Below are 16695 nucleotides of genomic sequence, written 5' to 3' on the forward strand. Positions count from 1 at the left end.
AGAAAAGCTATTCTGGCTTAGTGATGATGACCATTGTCGTGGTTGTGCTCATGAGCGTGCGGCTTCGTTTTAAGTAACATGAGTCGGCTCATAAATTTACGCGGGCCTAAGCGAAGTAAGCTGGCTGCAAACAAGGCGGCAACCACCCAAAGACTCATACTGTTGAGTAGGTGTGGTAAATGCCCCAATGCCTGCCATTGCGGTTGGATCCATTCAATAACGGCAAGTAAGCCGAAGAGGAGAACAAACAAGGCCACTCTTTGTGGCCAACCCATTAACTTTAACTGCGCGAAGTTGATAATGGGTGCGGCAATTAATGGCAACATTACTGCTGTTGTCGTCCAGCCGCTATAAGCCAATGAAAGTGATAGTACCGCGGCGCCGAGATTACAAAAACGCATCGGTAAAAACACCAATAGTAATACAGCAACTTGCACTATTGGGTTGGATAAAGGCACTGCTGGATGACCAATTAAGTTGGCTAAAATAAGGCTAAGCACAATCCAAGGCGCACTGCGGTCAACTAAGTGGGCAAAACCAAAACGCACCGCAGAGGTTGGCAATGAGTCATGGGGATCTGTTGGTTCAACTTTGCAGTAAGTTAACAACGCACCTATCAAAACGACTGAAATCGCTTGGATGAGCGCGAAAATAGGTCCGAGCAACAAGCCGGTAATGATGATCGCTTCAGGGCCTAGTAGTCGTTGTAACCAGCGTTGACCGAGCGCCTTATTTTGAGGTGTTAGCCCAAAGTAAAAACGAATGCTCGCAACGGCATAGCTGAGTAATAAGATCGGCGCAATGGTGAGCATCCAATCCAATAGATGTTCAGTTGAATGACTGTGCTGATGATCATTTCCACCAGAGTCCATCATTAATAGCAGAAAGAGCAGTCCGATACCGAGTAAACTTCCTATCCCCGCGTGGTACTCAAATCGACCCTGTTTATCTGTATTGGGTTGACCATGGGGTTGATGCAACACAACGTGCAATATGGAACCTGTAACAAACGCCTGTAAATAAACCGTATTTTCCAGACTTAGATGCGACAAGAACTGTTCGCCAGCAAAGTAGCCAATGCCCGTTAGCAGCATCATACCGGTCAAAACTAACATCGCCCAACGGCTGCCAACTTGAGGCTTTAGCAGCCACCAGATAGCGACACCAACAGGCAAGCGATGCAAGATAATACCGAGGGCAAGCAGCGGTGAGTTACCGTCTTGCTGGGCCAAAATCATTGCACCGCCATCAGTAATGGTATGCAGCAGTAATCCACCAACACCAAGGATAAGGGTCAGGTTATGGGTGACTTCAGAGTAACGATGAAATAAGCGTTCGCTCAGCGTGGGCCCCCAAATACCAATGATGACAAACACAATAGCCAGAAAGCCACCGTGCTCTAAAAGTTCGGGTAAAATATGGATCAGCACTAAGCCGCCCAGTGAAACGAATATGAATCCGTCTAGGCCTTTTTGTAACCCCGTTCCCGATGAAAAAAACCGGTAAAACAAGGGTCCTAATAATAGTGCGATACAGCTAGCTAAGAGATACAGCATAGGGAACCCATTTAAAATCCGCGAGTGCGAAAAAGCGCCACAGTATACCAGTGTTAAGGGTAATTAGCAGAGCGATAAGCCGAATTTACATTGATATATAACTACGGCCAAATTCATGTTAATTCTTAATGTATTGTTGACGAGTGCAAATATTTTATAACTTTTTGTTAGCTTTACTGTAAAACATACTAGAATAATCTTCTTTTCAAGTCATTAGGCGTCACCCAAGCAATGGATACAATGGATACTTTCTCAGCGGCAGTCATGCTATTTCTCATTATGGACCCGTTGGGCAACTTACCCATATTTGCCTCCATCTTAAGGCACATCGAGCCAAAAAAGCGTCGTCGCGTGTTGATCCGTGAATTGCTTTTTGCATTAGCTATTATGATGTTGTTCTTGTTTGCGGGTGAAGCGATCCTTAATTTCCTTAACCTACGTTCAGAATCAGTGAGTATTGCGGGCGGTATTATTCTGTTTTTGATCGCCATTAGAATGATTTTTCCACAGCCTGGTGGCGTTGTCGGACTGGCAGCAGGTGAAGAGCCCTTCATTGTGCCAATGGCTATTCCATTGATGGCGGGACCTTCGGTGTTGGCGGCGCTCATCTTGCTCGCTCATACCGATGGCAGCAGAATGATGGACTGGACCGTTGCATTACTTGCCGCGTGGGGATTAAGTGCCATCATTCTATTGTTTTATAAAGTCTTTACTAAAGTGTTAGGAGAAAAAGGTTTAACGGCAGTAGAACGGCTGATGGGCATGGTGCTAGTGATGATATCGGTGCAGATGTTCCTCGATGGCATTGCAAGTTATATGAAGGCACTCTAGCAACAACTCTTATCTTGATTGGTGTCACTTGCCGTTACGCCAATCAACATCGTAGGACTTAATCGTGAAATACAAATGTTGCAGAACAAATACTAGCCTGTAATACTCTGAATACAATATTCAAAAATTATAATAACAATCATGATTACCTGCCTACTGCTTTGTGCTGCAAGTCTGACCTCCATCGATTCTGTTGATTATCAAAATTTGCTGCCTTATCAGGGAGTGCCAACTTCAATGGAGCAGCGAGATAACAAAGGTAACTTGAGCATAGGCTCTGTATATGTCGATCAAGGCGCATGGCATGGTTTTCATCTGCCCAACTCTGCTGAGTACTATGGCAGCTTCACCGGGCCGCTGTTTATTGCGCAAGAGTATAGTCTGCACCTTAGCGATAGTTTGCAACGCTTACAGCTGATCAACGTCACTACTGATAAGTTCTTATCTTTTGATAGTGCCGCCAAAATTGATATTCACAGCCAGCCCGATGGGCTGGTTCAAACCTATACATGGTCAGATATAAAAGTCAGTTTGAAACTGAGTTATAGCGACAACCGCACTGCAACGGTGATGACTGAGCTGACAAATCTTTCAAACCGCGATCAGCAATGGCAGTTAGTATGGCGTGGCCAACCTTTTGCCAGTCACCCAGAACAACCACAACACTCGCTCATTTCTGAGACTGAATCGAGCGCAAATCATATCAGCTGGCACTTTAAGCCGGTGATGCAAACATGGCGTATGCAACTCGCGGATGCCCAATATCAGCTTTGGTTTGACCGTGATATGGCGATTAGAATTAATGCCCAGTCGGGTTATTTGGCCATTGCTGAACCTGTCACGATTGCTGCCAAGCAATCTTATTTATTCAAAAGCGCACAGCGTTATTTTCATAACGAGAAAGAGGCACAAGCGCATACTGATCCCGATTGGCAACAGATAGAGCAACAGCTAGTAAACAACCGACAACGCTGGCAAAGCAGAATGGACAAGCTATTAGTCGGTGGCGATAAAACGGCACGTCAGCTTGCAGTCAAGAGTATGCAAACCATCATACATAACTGGCGCAGCCCCGCAGGTGCACTGCTGCATGATGGTATTACCCCCTCAATCACTTATAAGTGGTTTAATGGCGTGTGGGCTTGGGATACTTGGAAGCAAGCGGTTGCAGTGGCACGATTTGAGCCTGAGTTAGCTAAATCAAATGTACTGGCGATGTTTGATTACCAGTACACAGAGCAAGACAAAGTACGGCCACAAGATGCGGGAAGCTTGCCCGATGCTATTTTCTATAATCAGGACTCAGAGCGTGGTGGTGAAGGCGGAAATTGGAACGAACGCAATGGCAAGCCGCCGTTAGCTGCATGGGCGGTATGGCAGATCTATCAGCAAGATGGTGACCGTGAGTTCATTAACAGCATGTACCCGAAACTTGTTGCCTATCATCAATGGTGGTATCGCAACCGTGATAATAATGATAATGGTCTGGCGGAGTATGGTGCCAATCTTCACCCTGCGCACATTAATGATGATGGCGAGCTCAATGTCGAGGCCATTATTGAGGCTGCTGCATGGGAGTCTGGTATGGATAATGCCCCCAGGTTTGATGCCGACGCTAGCTTACAAGTGTGGCAAAACAGTCAAGGTGGCAAAGTGGTGGGCTATTCAGTGTCGCAGGAGTCGGTAGATCTTAACGCCTATCTTTATGCGGAGAAGCGCTTTTTACAGCAGATGGCAAAGGTGCTTGAGCTAGATGCAGATGTCCAAAAGTGGGATGTTGAAGCAGAGCGGCTAGCCAAACAGATCCAGATGCAGATGTATGATCCAGAATCGGGGTTCTTCTACGATATTCGCTATACCGCAACGGATAGCGAGTTGATGATCGATAAAGGCAAAGGAGTCGAAGGTTGGTTGCCATTATGGGCGGGTGCAGCATCGAATGCGCAAGCAAAAATCATTGTTGACCGTCATTTGAATCAACAGCAGTTTGGCACCAAAATGCCATTTCCAACCGTCAGTGCCGACAGTCCTCATTTTGCCGCAGCGCAATACTGGCGCGGCCCTGTCTGGCTCGATCAAGCTTTGTTTGGCTTACAAGGTATCGCTCGCTATGGTTACCACGAGCAGGCGCAAAGATTAGCATTGCAACTTGTGACCGAAGGCGAGGGGATTATTGGACAAAGTCCTATTCGCGAAAACTATCATCCAATCACTGGTGAAGGCTTGCATTGTACTAACTTTAGTTGGTCAGCCTCGGTGCTATTGCTCATCTACGATGCTTGGTTAAGCGGACCTGAGTAAGTATTCATCCTTCGATATTTAGAGCTTCCATCGTTTATGTTAACGATGGAAGCTCTGCAATTTGACTGCGTTATGTTGGGCTGGGCTATATATATTGATACTTATTGGCACTGATTTTGTGACTAGTATTTTTAGCCGTATTCTGTGGTTTAGGTCTTTTACTGCAAACTCTCCTAAAATAGATAGCTAAAGATGAAAACTTATTTGCAACAATGCGGTCTGATTATTAACAGAGTGACAGCATTCGAGTGGGCATAAATGATTATGCAGTACAAAGCAGCAATAAGAGGAGCGCTTGAGATGAAGGGTTTTTTCCAAAAAAGTGCCGTTATTAGCTTTTTACTGAGTGCTTTGGTCGTGATGAATACAGCGTTGGCAGTCCCCATTTATGGCACTACCGCGGATGCTAATATTGTCGATAAAGAGCGTGTTCTTTATTGGTTAATTAAGCGGGGAGAAGTCGCCAGCAGTGCATCTGATACCGAAAAAAAACAGGCTGTTGAAGCTTTTATAGCTCGTTCAAGAGGGGCGAGAAAAATATCGCTACGTGAAGCTCGGTACGAAGCGGCCCGCCTGCAGCAAAAAAAGCAAACAAATAAGTTTGTCAGTTTTACAGCTGCACAAACACAAAGTATCACCAACAAAACCGTTAAAGTGTTGGCGGTATTGATCGATTTCCCCGATCTCCCTTATGACAAAAATGGCTTAAGCAGTAGTGATACCTCTATGTATTACAGCGCTTATACTGCTGAACATTATAACAACTTACTGTTTTCGACCAATGGTTATGCTGGCCCAACAGGGCAAACGTTAATGACAGGCTATGAGTATTATCAGGCTGAATCGGGTGGTAGTTTCTTTTTTACCGGTGACGTTAAAGGCTGGTACCGAGCGGCAAATAACGCGGCAGCTTATGGTGGAAACGATGATGCAGATGATGATATTGGGGCAATAGAGCTGGTTAAAGAAGCCGTGAGTGCCGCCACAGCCCAGATGAGTAGTACTGAATTAGCGACTTATGATGTTGAAGACCCGTTTGACGTTAACCAAAATGGTAACTTAAACGAACCTGATGGTGAGATAGATCATGTGATGATTTTCCACTCCAGTATTGGTGAAGAAACAGGGGGAGGAATGTTAGGTGCCGATGCTATTTGGTCGCATCGTTCATCAATCACTCCGTACACTATCCCTGGAACCAGTATGAAGCTGTCTAGTTATACTATTCAGCCTATCGATGCGGCACTGGGGGTATGCGTACATGAATTCGGTCATGATCTTGGCCTACCAGATGAATACGATATTAGCGCTAAAGGCAAAGGCTCACCCGTCGGTTTTTGGTCAGTTATGGCTTCAGGTAGTTGGTCAGGTGCCATTCGAGGTACCGAACCCACTGGATTTAGCCCTTATGCACGTTCATACCTACAAGGTAAATATCAAGGCAATTGGGTGTCTGAGCAAAAAGTTTTGCTAAACACACTCGACTCATCGGGACTGGATATCGCCTTAGTTGAGGCGGTGAATCATGATCAAGTTAATCAGGTGTCACTGGCTATCCCTGCTGAGGAAGTTAGTTTTACCGCCCCTTATGCGGGGGATTACCAATTTTATTCTGATCAAGGTGACATGATTAATCATGCGATGTCGTTTGATATTGAACTCCCCGTGGCGACACCGTTAACACTATTGATGAAAGCGCATTGGAGTATTGAGTTAGATTATGATTATGCTCAAATTATGGTTGATGGTATTGCGCTGGAAGGGCGTTACACCAAAGCCAGCAATGGAAGAAATTCAGCACGTAACATCATAACGGGCAAGTCGAGTGATTTGGCTGCGGCCGAAGGGACCAATGGCTGGGTCGAGCTCGAGTATGATTTAAGTCCTTATGCTGGACGCAATGTACGCTTAGCAATCAATTACGTTACTGATCAAGCCGTTGGAGATTACGGTATTGTGATTGATGATATCAGCATTAATCAAGCTGATACCGTGGTGTTATTCAATGGCGCGGAAACCTTAACGGATATTGCTTACGCCGGTTTTTTACGTGTCACTGATACGCGACCAGGTAAAGATCGTCGCTACATTGTTCAGCTACGGAGTCTCCAAGGCGTTGATAAAGGTTTGAAGAGTCAACGTTACGACCCTGGGGTGGTGCTTTGGTTAGAGAACAATGATTACAGTTCAAATGAAGTCAGCAAACATGCAGGCTACAGCTTGATTGGAGTTGTTGATGCCGATCAGAATTTGATTGGCAGTTTAGATTCTGAGTTTCAGATCCGTGATGCTGCGTTTAGCCTCTTTAACCAATCATTTTTCAGCTATGGCGGCTCGTCTGATGAGCATTTATCGGCTAACAAGCTATTTGATGACGCCAGCGATTATACGGCGCCGCTTCAGCCTGAGTCTGGCATGGCATTACCTGAGCTCGGTTTATCGATAGAGGTGATGACACAAGCAGAAAATAGTCGCAGCGCGACTGTGCAGTTTAAATATAGTGGGATGACTGAGCCGTCGACAGAGTTGAGCGCTGTTATTTCTCAAAGCCAACAGGGCGCTCAAGTTACCTTTACGGCAGCTGTCAGTGGTGGTGATGGCACTTACCAATATGCGTGGGACTTTGGTGTCGATGGTGCAACGAGCATTGAGGCGGCGGCTAGCTATACCTACAATAATGCAGGCAGCTATTTAGTCACACTGACCATTACTGACGGCAATGGCGTTGAGTTTACCAATAGCACGACGGTGAATGTTAGCGCAGTGCTAGATGTTGGTTTTACATTAACCGTGAGTGGTCTGTCGGTGACCTTTAATAATAAATCGGTGGGTGGCAGCGGTGAGCTGAGCTATGCATGGCAATTTGGCGATGGCGCGACCAGTATCGAGACATCTCCATCACATACATACGTAGCAGCAGGCGACTATAATGTAATACTCACCGTAACGGATAGTCTAGGTAAAATCGGTGTTATGAGAGGTATGATCAACGTCGCGTCAGCAGTGACAACCACCACGACTCAGAAGAGTAGTTCCAGCGGGGGCGGTTTAGGCATGTTATCGATAGGGCTCTTATGTTTGCTTGCGGGTTATCGCCGTAAAATTATGCTGAGTGGCCGAATAGACATTTGGACTTAGATATTTAAACTTGGACAGTTTGGGCAAGCACTGTATTTGCGTAAAGTGGCTTGCCTTATTACTCTAATCTGAACAATGTAACGGCGATTAATTTGTGAGTGCCGCAATGGCCTTTTGAGCGGCTGGTAGGAATATTTCACTCACAATGAGTTGTTCTTGTTCATGTTGGAAATAACGTCGACGCCCCCAAAGTGCATGGCTGGTATCTTGGTCTAACGATTCGGCGAGTTTGGCTATTTTGCTACAAGCCTCAAAATGTGCAATTTCAATTCTGCCCGGAGTGAATTCATCTTTAGAATAGAGCAACTCCCCTAACGGTCTCGTACCTAAGCCCAGAAAGTCCTGCTGCTTTTTTTCGAGCAAACGTCCAGGGATTAATGTACGAGCAAAAATCCAAGGTACGCCATCCAAGACTAACAATACCTCACGGATCCACACTTGTTGATAATCGGGATACTCGTTGGTCAGCGGTGAAAGGGTGTCTTCACCTAGTACTTTTACTTCGAAATGTTGGCATTGAGCTTTTAGCTTTTCAGTCAAACTACTGGTGCTTAGCAACCAATCTTTAAAAGGCGGCGAAGGCAAATTAGTTATTTTTTCTGGTGAAATCCACTTAATTGATTCACCATAGGGGAAGCTTAACCTAGTCACACTCATCTAATTCTCGGTACAATGTTAGCAAACCGAAGCAGTCTAGCATGCCAGTGTCATCCCAGATAGCCGTTGTCGGCGTTGAACGGGTAGGTTGGCGTGATAAGAAAATAGCATGAGGTTTTGCCTCATCACATATCGACTAGGAGTCAGTTCCACAATGAAAACAATTATCGCGATATTACTCTTAGGTTTAAGCAGCTTTAGTCTGTTTGCTGCGAATGACAAACCGCTAGAGGAATACGCTTATTACGGTTTTGAGCCTGAAATCGTCACTAACTACATATCTAATCGAAATAAGCTGGGCTATGTCAGGCTTAGCGTTGAGTTAATGGTAAAAAATCCTGAAGATTTAGTGAGTTTGGAAAGACACGATCCGTTATTACGAGCCGCGATCGTAGAGATTTTGGGTAATCAAACTGAAGACAAAGTGAAGTCGTTGACTGGTAAAGAGGAAATTAGGCGAGAGTGCTATGAGATGGTCAATCGCCTACTAGAACAAGAAACAGGTAAAGATCTGGTGGTTAATCTACTTTTTACTAAATATCTATACGATTAAAATCACCTTAGCCGATATCGATTTTTACGTCGCCATAGTGAAGTTATGCAGCAGAGTGAACATGAATAAACCGACGAAAACGCCTACTACGCTAGCATCTGTGACAACTGACAAGCCCGCTCCAAAGCTAAATAAAGGGATGCATCCGCGTAATCTTCACAATGCAGGCTATGACTTTCCCGCGTTAATGAACAGTTATGGCGAACTTAAGCCATTTGTGAGTACCAATGCATTTGGTAATTTATCGATAGATTTTTCTGCGCCTAAAGCGGTTAAAGCACTCAATGCTGCTTTGCTTAAGCATCATTACGCTGTAGATGCTTGGGATATTCCGTCAGGGTTTTTATGCCCGCCGATCCCGGGACGGGCAGATTACATTCATCATGTAGCTGATCTGCTAGCGATAACCAAATTGAGTAAGCAGCGTGTGCCTAAAGGTGAAAAAATTAGGGCGTTGGATGTTGGTACCGGGGCGAACGTTATTTATCCGCTGTTGGGGATCCAATCTTATGGCTGGCAATTTGTTGGTAGCGATGTTGATCCTATTTCAATCAACAATGCCCAACAAATTTTTGCTAATAACCCCGATCTTAGTAACAAGTTTTCCTCTCGATTACAGTGTAACTCCCAACATGTATTTCAAGGTGTTATTGGTAAGGGTGACCGTTTTGATGTCACTATCTGTAACCCGCCTTTTCACGCATCTCTTGCCGAAGCGAATGCCGGGACAACACGTAAACTCACTAACCTTGCCGCAAATCGTGCCGCTAAATTTGGGCAGAAAAGTACAGTTGCAGTACCACAAGCTGATTCTGGAGTGCTTAATTTCGGTGGTCAAAAAGCGGAGCTTTGGTGTGAAGGCGGCGAGAGGCAGTTTTTGAGTAACATGATCACCGAAAGCCAAATGTTTGCCGATCAATGTTTATGGTTCACTACCTTAGTATCTAAAAAAGAGAATTTAAAGCCTGCGCAATCGTTACTGCAAAAAGTTAAAGCGCGCGAGATTAAAGTGATTGAGATGCACCAAGGTAACAAAATTACCCGTATTTTGGCTTGGACATTTTTAACGCTTGAGCAGCAACAGTTATGGCAGCAATATCGGGATCAACTTTAAGCTATTAATGCGCTTTCTTACCGGTGTGTATTTAAAGTTCGAAATAACCGGCTGAACTATTTCAATTATTTCAAAACTTAGCCTAGACTGATAGCAATGTGGTTGAGTTAGTTGGGTTTAGTGGTGAATTTCAAGTTAGAACATCTACTCATACAGTTGGAGCTATATCTGCAGAAGCCTGAGGTGAGAGCATCTCGGGGGGAGCTAGAACGTCTAATTAGTGATGACTTTATGGAGTTTACCGCAACGGGTTGTCGTTTTGGTAAAGCGGAAGTACTCGCTCGATTACCGGATGAACGCGCCCCGTATATTGAAACCAGCCATTTTGAAGTGCGAGAGCTCAAAGCTGGGTTATGTCAGGTCTTTTATCGCGCCAAGCTAAAAAAAGCTGGTAATAACATCACCAGCTTTTCTATGCGAAGCTCTATTTGGCGTAACCACCAAGAGGTTTGGCAAATGGTGTTTCACCAGGGCACACCCTGTAAACCATTTTGACAGTGGGCTTATTGTCCATTCCAAAGGAGTTTGCCACAATCCGTTAAGTCATACCCACCGAGTGTTGCTGCTAATTGCTTTGTTTGTGGCTCGGCCAGTAAATTGAATAAACGTTGCAGCTGACGTCTGAAGTAAATGCCTTGTGGCATAACAAAATCAAAAGACTCTGTTACCAATGGCACAAAGCTTAAACCACTTTCAAGTGCTACAGATTGACAACCGAAACCGATATCCGCATCACTTCTGGCAATATAACCCGCAAGTTCTCGCTCGCTTTGTGCCACTAAACTTGAGTTTAATTGCTCAAACGCAGCGCCTTGCTTCATTAACCATTGCTCTAAGTGCTGTTGACTGCCAGCACCAGCCTGACGTGCAACCCAGCGCCAAGACTGTTGGGATATTTTGTCCAGTTCTTGGCAACGGTGATGCATATCGGGGCGCATCATTAAGCCTTGTTTACGGGTATAACCATGCACCATCACCCATTGCTGGTGGTTTGCGTAACCTTGCAGTAAAGCAGGGTGACGGATTGCACGCTCTTCAACGCTGCCCCAATGTAAAGTACATACATCAGCATAACCACGAGATAATAGATCTAGCCCCAGACGGGAGCCCGTGGAGCTATAACTGATGAGCTCACTTTTACCGACCTGCGACATCATGCGAGCGACCAACATCGACAGTAAAGGGTCATCACTGCCAGTGATATGCATACGATCTGATAGCATACCGCTGTGGCAAGAGTCCATAATCCAACGGTCAATTAATATTTTAGGAAAGAGCCATTTACCAGTAATTTTAGTCGCAGGGAGAATACGATCATTCGCCATTGAGTAGACTTTTTTCTCATTGAGATCAAGATACTCCGAGACCTGTCTAGCACTCATGTAGATCAGTTCTGTTGGCTCAGTCATTTTCTGTCCTTGTGGCGCAAAATCGTTTGGTCATCATTTGGCAGGTTAAATAGCATCAAATTCAATGTTTTCAGCACCATTATAAACTAAAAAGTGGCGACCTTTAGCGCGAGCTATCATAGTAATCCCCATTTGTTGTGCTAACTCTAACCCCATTTGCGTGGCGCCACTTCGAGAAAGCAGAACGGGTATGCCCATCTTGGCAACTTTAATCACCATTTCTGAGGTTAAGCGCCCAGTGGTATAAAATAATTTGTTGTGTCCGAAATCATGATTAAGCCACATTTCACCAGCAAGTGTATCCACCGCGTTGTGACGACCGACATCTTCAACAAAACCTTTTATCTGGTCGCCTTGGCATAAACCGCAACCGTGCACGGCGCCGGCATTCTTATAAGTTTCGTTATAGGCACTTATATTATTAAGTAAGCTATAAATTGTACTTTGTTTAATTTGTGGTGTTGTCAGATTGATGTCATCGAGGCCAGCCATAAAACTGCCGTATACCGTCCCTTGGCCACAACCTGAAGTGACTGTTTTCTCCGATAGTTTTTCATCTAAATCTTCGATTGTCTCACTGGTAATAATCGCGGCTGAGCTCACATCCCAATCGACAATGACAGATTCGAGCTTACTCAGGTCAGAAATAAAGCCCTGATTCTTGAGATAACCTAACGCAAGAGCTTCTGCTCTGGCACCTAATGTCATCAAGGTTACTATCGGACGCCAGTTTAAATAAACAGTGAGTGGGCGTTCGCAAGCAATAAATTTATCCACTTTTTCGCCCTTCTCATTAATTGCTGTCACTGCAATTGTCAGGGGGACTTCGGTGTTAGTTTTGATTAAAGTTGGGTTGCTCTTGTTTGCTGTCATATAGCCCATCATCAGTTAAGAGAATTAAATGCGTCTAATACTAAGCAATATCTGTACCTAACTTTATAAGAGATAAAGTTAGTGGCAGATCACATTTATTAGCTATCAGTCGCCCTTTTATGTCCTATTGCAGATTGCTATTTGGACAAAATGTCCTAGTCTTGGATGATATTAGTTGATCCAGTTCAAACTATTTTGCCCAAACTGTGTGGCACATAAATTGCTTTGTTAGATAAGTATCTATTTAGTTGGTCTGTCATTTAGGCAGCCATCTCAGGCAAGACGGAGACTGAATGCAACATACCGAAAGCCAATGGCCAATGTACGTTTCTCTTAAAAAGATTGAGACACAAGTCGGAAGATGGACCTCAGTACAGTGGGAAGTCGATCAAATCCTTCCTGCTACCCACGCCGCACCAGAAGGTGCCACTCTCGTCTTGCTAGAACTGCATAAAGACGAACGCGGTAGTTACCGTATCAATATCGACATGGATAACGCTATGTTATACATCGTTTGTGATGAAAACCATGACGGTGACTGGATCCCCGCAGCCCTATCAGCTGATCAAAATGTTGCAGCAAGCTGCCTAGAAGGCGATACCCCGGTGCTTAATATTCTGATGCCACCCGCTATCGCGTGTTGGATTGAAGCGTTTATTACTCGTCATGGTGAAGTCGAAATCAAGGCTCATCGCCGCGCGAAACATGTTAACCGACGCAAGAATGAAGGTCCAAGTACCAATCATTTAGCGGGTAACTCATGAGTGGTTTGCTGTCACGTTGGAACTTGCGTCGACAGAAAGTAGAGCAGGAAGCTGATATAGAGGTGTCTGAAGCCGTTGAGGAACAATCGGTAACAGCTGAACTCGCACCGTCAGAGACGTTAACCACAGCAGAAAGTACTGATGCTGAGGTCATTGAGTCTGGCGAAGAAACACTGCTCACTGCGGAAGACCTTCCAGATCCAGAAAAGATTGAAGTTGGTGGCAGTTTTGCCAGCTTTATGGGCGCCAACGTAGACCCTGCTGCTAAATCTGCTGCACTAAAAGCCCTTTGGAAACAGCCTCATTTTAGTGAGATTGATGGGCTGCTTGAATATGCATTGGACTACAGTAATCAACCTAAGTTGTCGGCTGAAGTATCTGCTGAATTGGCAAAGAAAGTATTCCGTCATGTCGTTGAAGAAAAAGATGATGAGGAGGAGAACGAAATTGAAACAGTTTCAGAGCTTGAGTCAGATGAGATGACCGACGCTGAAAATACTGTTGAAACTGAAGTTGTTAGCGATACTAAACAGGTATCGGACATTTTGGACGTTGATGATGATGAATTAGCCCAAAATGAACCAGAGCACCCAGACGCCATAACAAACAAAGTTGTTTAACGTCAGTATAGAGTGTTTTTAATTCCACAATATTGGTATGTGAATTGCTGTACTTAGGGTAAAGCTGGCGTTAATGATAGACGCATTAAATAAACAGCAACTTATAAGTATAGAAGCAGCCAAAGAACTGTTCAGGAACGCAATGTGAGCAATCGTGAAACACAAGTTGGACTCAAAGAGGTTCGACAACAGGTTCTTGCTGGGACCCAGGTTATTCAAAATCTAATCCCACCGACCGTGAGTTATACCACCGAGGGCAATGTGCTCGTTATCGGGCCAGAAGACTTGGCGCGTCTAGCAGCCGACAAATTGTCCCACATGGGTAAGTGTGCCATTTTGGCAAACGAAGCCATCACTAGCCAAGACGAAGCACATTTAGAGCTCGTCATGACTTCAGCTGAAGATGTTGAGAGCTATTACAACAAGCTTATCGAGATAAAAGGTTTCCTTGGTCAATTCCAAGTTAAAGTTGAACATGAAGAGGGTAGTGCGGATTTAAGTGTTGTTGCTATTCGTAAAGCGCATTTCGACTTGATTCTTGATTTGAGCATGAGTCCTTGTATTAACCTTGAAATGCTACCGCCTGGCTATTTTTATGTTGGCCAAGATCAAGTCAAACTAGCCGAAGCAATTGAGCAGTTACCCGATCTAATCGGCGAGTTCGACAAGCCGCGTTATATCAAAGTTAATAGCGACATCTGCGCACATAATCGTAATGGTAATGAAGGTTGTACTCGTTGCTTGAATTTCTGCCCCGCAGATGCGATTGCCAGTGTTGAGAAAAAAATCGAAATCGATCCATACCTCTGCCACGGTGCGGGTAGTTGTACGAATGCGTGCCCAACAGGCGCGATTAGTTATGACCTTCCGACTCCGCAATCTATGCATACCTATCTGAATCAACTGGTGACTCGTTTTCGCTCGAAAGCGCAAATAGCCCCTGTCGTGTTGTTCCATGATATTGGTAAAGGTGCAGAACTGGTCACTGACCAATTAGCGGGCGATATTATCCCTGTTGAATTGGAAGAGATAACCGTCGCTAGTGTTGATCACTGGATGTCGTCTCTTGCCTGGGGCGCTCGTCAAATCTTGATCCTTAACACTGATGCTACAGCGCCTACACTAACTCAAATGCTGAAGGGTGAACTGGCGTTAGCCAACGACATTCTCGATGAGATGGGGCAACCACGTCGTATTAGCTTAATCAGCGAACATCACTTAACGGAAGCGGGTGCAGATGAGTTATCTGAACTGCTGACTACCAGCGCAAGCTGGCCAGTTATAGTACCTGCAGAATTTGTGGCTACAACCAAGCGTGAAACGATCTATGAGGCTATCGATCATCTCAATAACCAAGCGGCATCAGTCGACACTTGCCTGTCTCAAAGTAACATCCCTTATGGCCGTGTCAGCGTTAATGTTGAGAGCTGCACCTTGTGTATGTCTTGTGTGGCAACGTGTCCTACTGCAGCGTTAACCGACGGTGGTGACCTGCCTTCACTGCACTTTGTAGAGCAAGATTGCGTGCAATGTGGACTATGTGAAGCCGCCTGTCCTGAAAACGTCATCAGCTTAACGCCACAGGTTAATTTAGATAAAGCTGCGCGTCAGGCGCGTCAAACCTTACATGAGGAAGCCCCGTTTGAATGTATTACTTGCGGCACACCATTCGCAACGCAATCCATGGTCAAACGGATGCTAGAAGTGGTAGGAACCCACAGTGCCTTCAGTGCCAACACAGATCGTTTAAAGATGTGTGGCGACTGTCGAGTGAAAGACATGTTTGAAGACATTCTTCAAGATCCTGAAAAGCAACTGCGATAAGAGTTTAGCCATGACCGAATTAGTAAGAGAAGTTTCAGAAAACGATCAGTTGAGAGCGGATATTTATCAGCTACTAGCTGCACTATTACGTCGCCAGCCTAGCACCGAATTATTGCAGTTTTTAGCGGGATTAGAGATTGATGCTAATGACGATAGCGATATGACCAAAGCTTGGGTTGGACTCAAGTTGGCGGCAGAGCAATTCACTTCAGAGCAGCTTGAGGATGAGTATTTCGATATTTTCCTCGGTGTGGGCAGTGGTGAAATCTTACCTTATGGCAGCTGGTTTATGACAGGGTCACTAATGGATAAGCCATTAGCCTTGTTACGTAATGACCTAATGCAGCTTGGTTTCGAGCGCGAAGAGGAAGTGAAAGAACCTGAAGATCACGTTGCCGCTTTATGCGAAGTGATGGGCACTTTGATCCTTGAAGCACCAGGTTACCGTCAGCTAGCGTTCTATCAGCGCCATATGGGTAGCTGGATTGCACGTTTTTGCGAAACGTTAGCTAAAACACCCAGCGCGGCGTTTTATGCCACGGTAGCAGAACTTGCAAAAGCATTTTTTGTTATCGAAGCAAATGAGTTTGAACAGTTAAGTTTAAATATTCCAGTTAACTGCCCAGGCAGCGAAGCGGAAAAGATTGAACCAAGCACTAACGAACTGGCTTCGTAAGCCATTGTTAGTGTAAGGCTGAATTTATGTCTGCTGAGTCTTAGAGTTAGCAGGCATAGACAAAAAAAGAGAGCAATCTCTATATTAAATGAGTGATACGTTTAATCTTTATTAAGCAAATTATCTCAATATCAGTAAAACCAAAGGAGACACTATGAAGAAGCAAGCTTCCGACATGGGTCGTCGTCAACTGCTTAAAGCATTGGCGATCGGCAGTGCCGCTGGCGCAGTGGCAACGGTCAGTGGTCAAGCGCTAGCTGCGACACCTGAAGTTGCCCCCGCTGCGAAAGGCGATGGCTACCAAGAGTCCGATCATGTTCGTAGTTATTATGCGTCGTTACGCAGTAAATAAGCGTTTCGTAGTCAATAATTAAAGGAG

The 16695-nt window shown here is 45.0% G+C and carries 15 protein-coding genes; 11 read left to right on the forward strand and 4 right to left on the reverse strand.

Features of this window, described 5'->3' with window-relative positions:
- Positions 1-17: 17 nt before the first annotated feature.
- A complete protein-coding gene (locus CXF83_RS02225) occupies positions 18-1556 on the reverse strand; it encodes a metal transporter (RefSeq protein ID WP_101090126.1) in 1539 nt (512 codons plus the stop codon).
- A 240-nt stretch (positions 1557-1796) separates the two neighbouring features.
- Between CXF83_RS02225 and CXF83_RS02230 the strand changes: the two genes are divergently transcribed.
- From CXF83_RS02230 to CXF83_RS02240, 3 genes are all read left to right on the forward strand, one after another.
- Entirely contained in the window at positions 1797-2387 is a 591-nt protein-coding gene (locus CXF83_RS02230; RefSeq protein WP_101090169.1) for a YhgN family NAAT transporter, read from the forward strand.
- Between the two features lie 141 nt (positions 2388-2528).
- Positions 2529-4688: an MGH1-like glycoside hydrolase domain-containing protein gene (locus CXF83_RS02235; protein WP_101090125.1), complete on the forward strand. Its 2160-nt coding sequence runs from the start codon at positions 2529-2531 to the stop codon at positions 4686-4688.
- Between the two features lie 300 nt (positions 4689-4988).
- Positions 4989-7826, forward strand: a complete 2838-nt coding sequence (locus CXF83_RS02240) for an immune inhibitor A domain-containing protein (RefSeq protein ID WP_101090124.1) — start codon at positions 4989-4991, stop codon at positions 7824-7826.
- 87 nt (positions 7827-7913) lie between these two features.
- On the opposite strand, the gene CXF83_RS02245 is transcribed toward CXF83_RS02240, so the two are convergent.
- Complete coding sequence (locus CXF83_RS02245) at positions 7914-8483, reverse strand: chorismate--pyruvate lyase family protein (RefSeq protein ID WP_101090123.1); 570 nt, start codon at positions 8481-8483, stop codon at positions 7914-7916.
- A 154-nt stretch (positions 8484-8637) separates the two neighbouring features.
- On the opposite strand from CXF83_RS02245, the gene CXF83_RS02250 reads away from it, so the two are divergent.
- The 3 genes from CXF83_RS02250 to CXF83_RS02260 all read left to right on the forward strand — a co-directional run bounded on the left by CXF83_RS02250 (position 8638) and on the right by CXF83_RS02260 (position 10645).
- On the forward strand, positions 8638-9036 hold the full coding sequence (locus CXF83_RS02250; RefSeq protein WP_101090122.1) for a flagellar basal body-associated protein FliL: 399 nt from the start codon (positions 8638-8640) through the stop codon (positions 9034-9036).
- A 61-nt stretch (positions 9037-9097) separates the two neighbouring features.
- Entirely contained in the window at positions 9098-10150 is a 1053-nt protein-coding gene (gene rlmF / locus CXF83_RS02255; RefSeq protein ID WP_101090121.1) for a 23S rRNA (adenine(1618)-N(6))-methyltransferase RlmF, read from the forward strand.
- A 123-nt stretch (positions 10151-10273) separates the two neighbouring features.
- A complete protein-coding gene (locus tag CXF83_RS02260; RefSeq protein ID WP_101090168.1) occupies positions 10274-10645 on the forward strand; it encodes a nuclear transport factor 2 family protein in 372 nt (123 codons plus the stop codon).
- Between the two features lie 8 nt (positions 10646-10653).
- Here the strand turns inward: CXF83_RS02260 and CXF83_RS02265 are convergent, their stop codons facing one another.
- Complete coding sequence (locus CXF83_RS02265; protein WP_101090120.1) at positions 10654-11559, reverse strand: helix-turn-helix transcriptional regulator; 906 nt, start codon at positions 11557-11559, stop codon at positions 10654-10656.
- Between the two features lie 45 nt (positions 11560-11604).
- Complete coding sequence (locus CXF83_RS02270) at positions 11605-12432, reverse strand: formate dehydrogenase accessory sulfurtransferase FdhD (RefSeq protein WP_232775011.1); 828 nt, start codon at positions 12430-12432, stop codon at positions 11605-11607.
- 293 nt (positions 12433-12725) lie between these two features.
- On the opposite strand from CXF83_RS02270, the gene CXF83_RS02275 reads away from it, so the two are divergent.
- The 5 genes from CXF83_RS02275 to CXF83_RS02295 all read left to right on the forward strand — a co-directional run bounded on the left by CXF83_RS02275 (position 12726) and on the right by CXF83_RS02295 (position 16668).
- Complete coding sequence (locus CXF83_RS02275) at positions 12726-13196, forward strand: DUF3305 domain-containing protein (protein ID WP_101090118.1); 471 nt, start codon at positions 12726-12728, stop codon at positions 13194-13196.
- On the forward strand, positions 13193-13816 hold the full coding sequence (locus CXF83_RS02280) for a DUF3306 domain-containing protein (protein WP_101090117.1): 624 nt from the start codon (positions 13193-13195) through the stop codon (positions 13814-13816). The genes CXF83_RS02275 and CXF83_RS02280 overlap by 4 nt, the downstream gene beginning before the upstream one ends.
- A gap of 144 nt (positions 13817-13960) precedes the next feature.
- Positions 13961-15640: a 4Fe-4S binding protein gene (locus CXF83_RS02285; protein WP_101090116.1), complete on the forward strand. Its 1680-nt coding sequence runs from the start codon at positions 13961-13963 to the stop codon at positions 15638-15640.
- Between the two features lie 10 nt (positions 15641-15650).
- On the forward strand, positions 15651-16316 hold the full coding sequence (locus tag CXF83_RS02290) for a TorD/DmsD family molecular chaperone (protein ID WP_101090115.1): 666 nt from the start codon (positions 15651-15653) through the stop codon (positions 16314-16316).
- A gap of 154 nt (positions 16317-16470) precedes the next feature.
- Positions 16471-16668 (forward strand): twin-arginine translocation signal domain-containing protein, encoded by a 198-nt coding sequence (locus CXF83_RS02295; protein WP_101090114.1) that lies wholly within the window; start codon positions 16471-16473, stop codon positions 16666-16668.
- Positions 16669-16695 lie beyond the last annotated feature (27 nt).

Origin of the sequence: Shewanella sp. Choline-02u-19, assembly GCF_002836205.1 — a bacterium.
GTDB lineage: Bacteria > Pseudomonadota > Gammaproteobacteria > Enterobacterales > Shewanellaceae > Shewanella.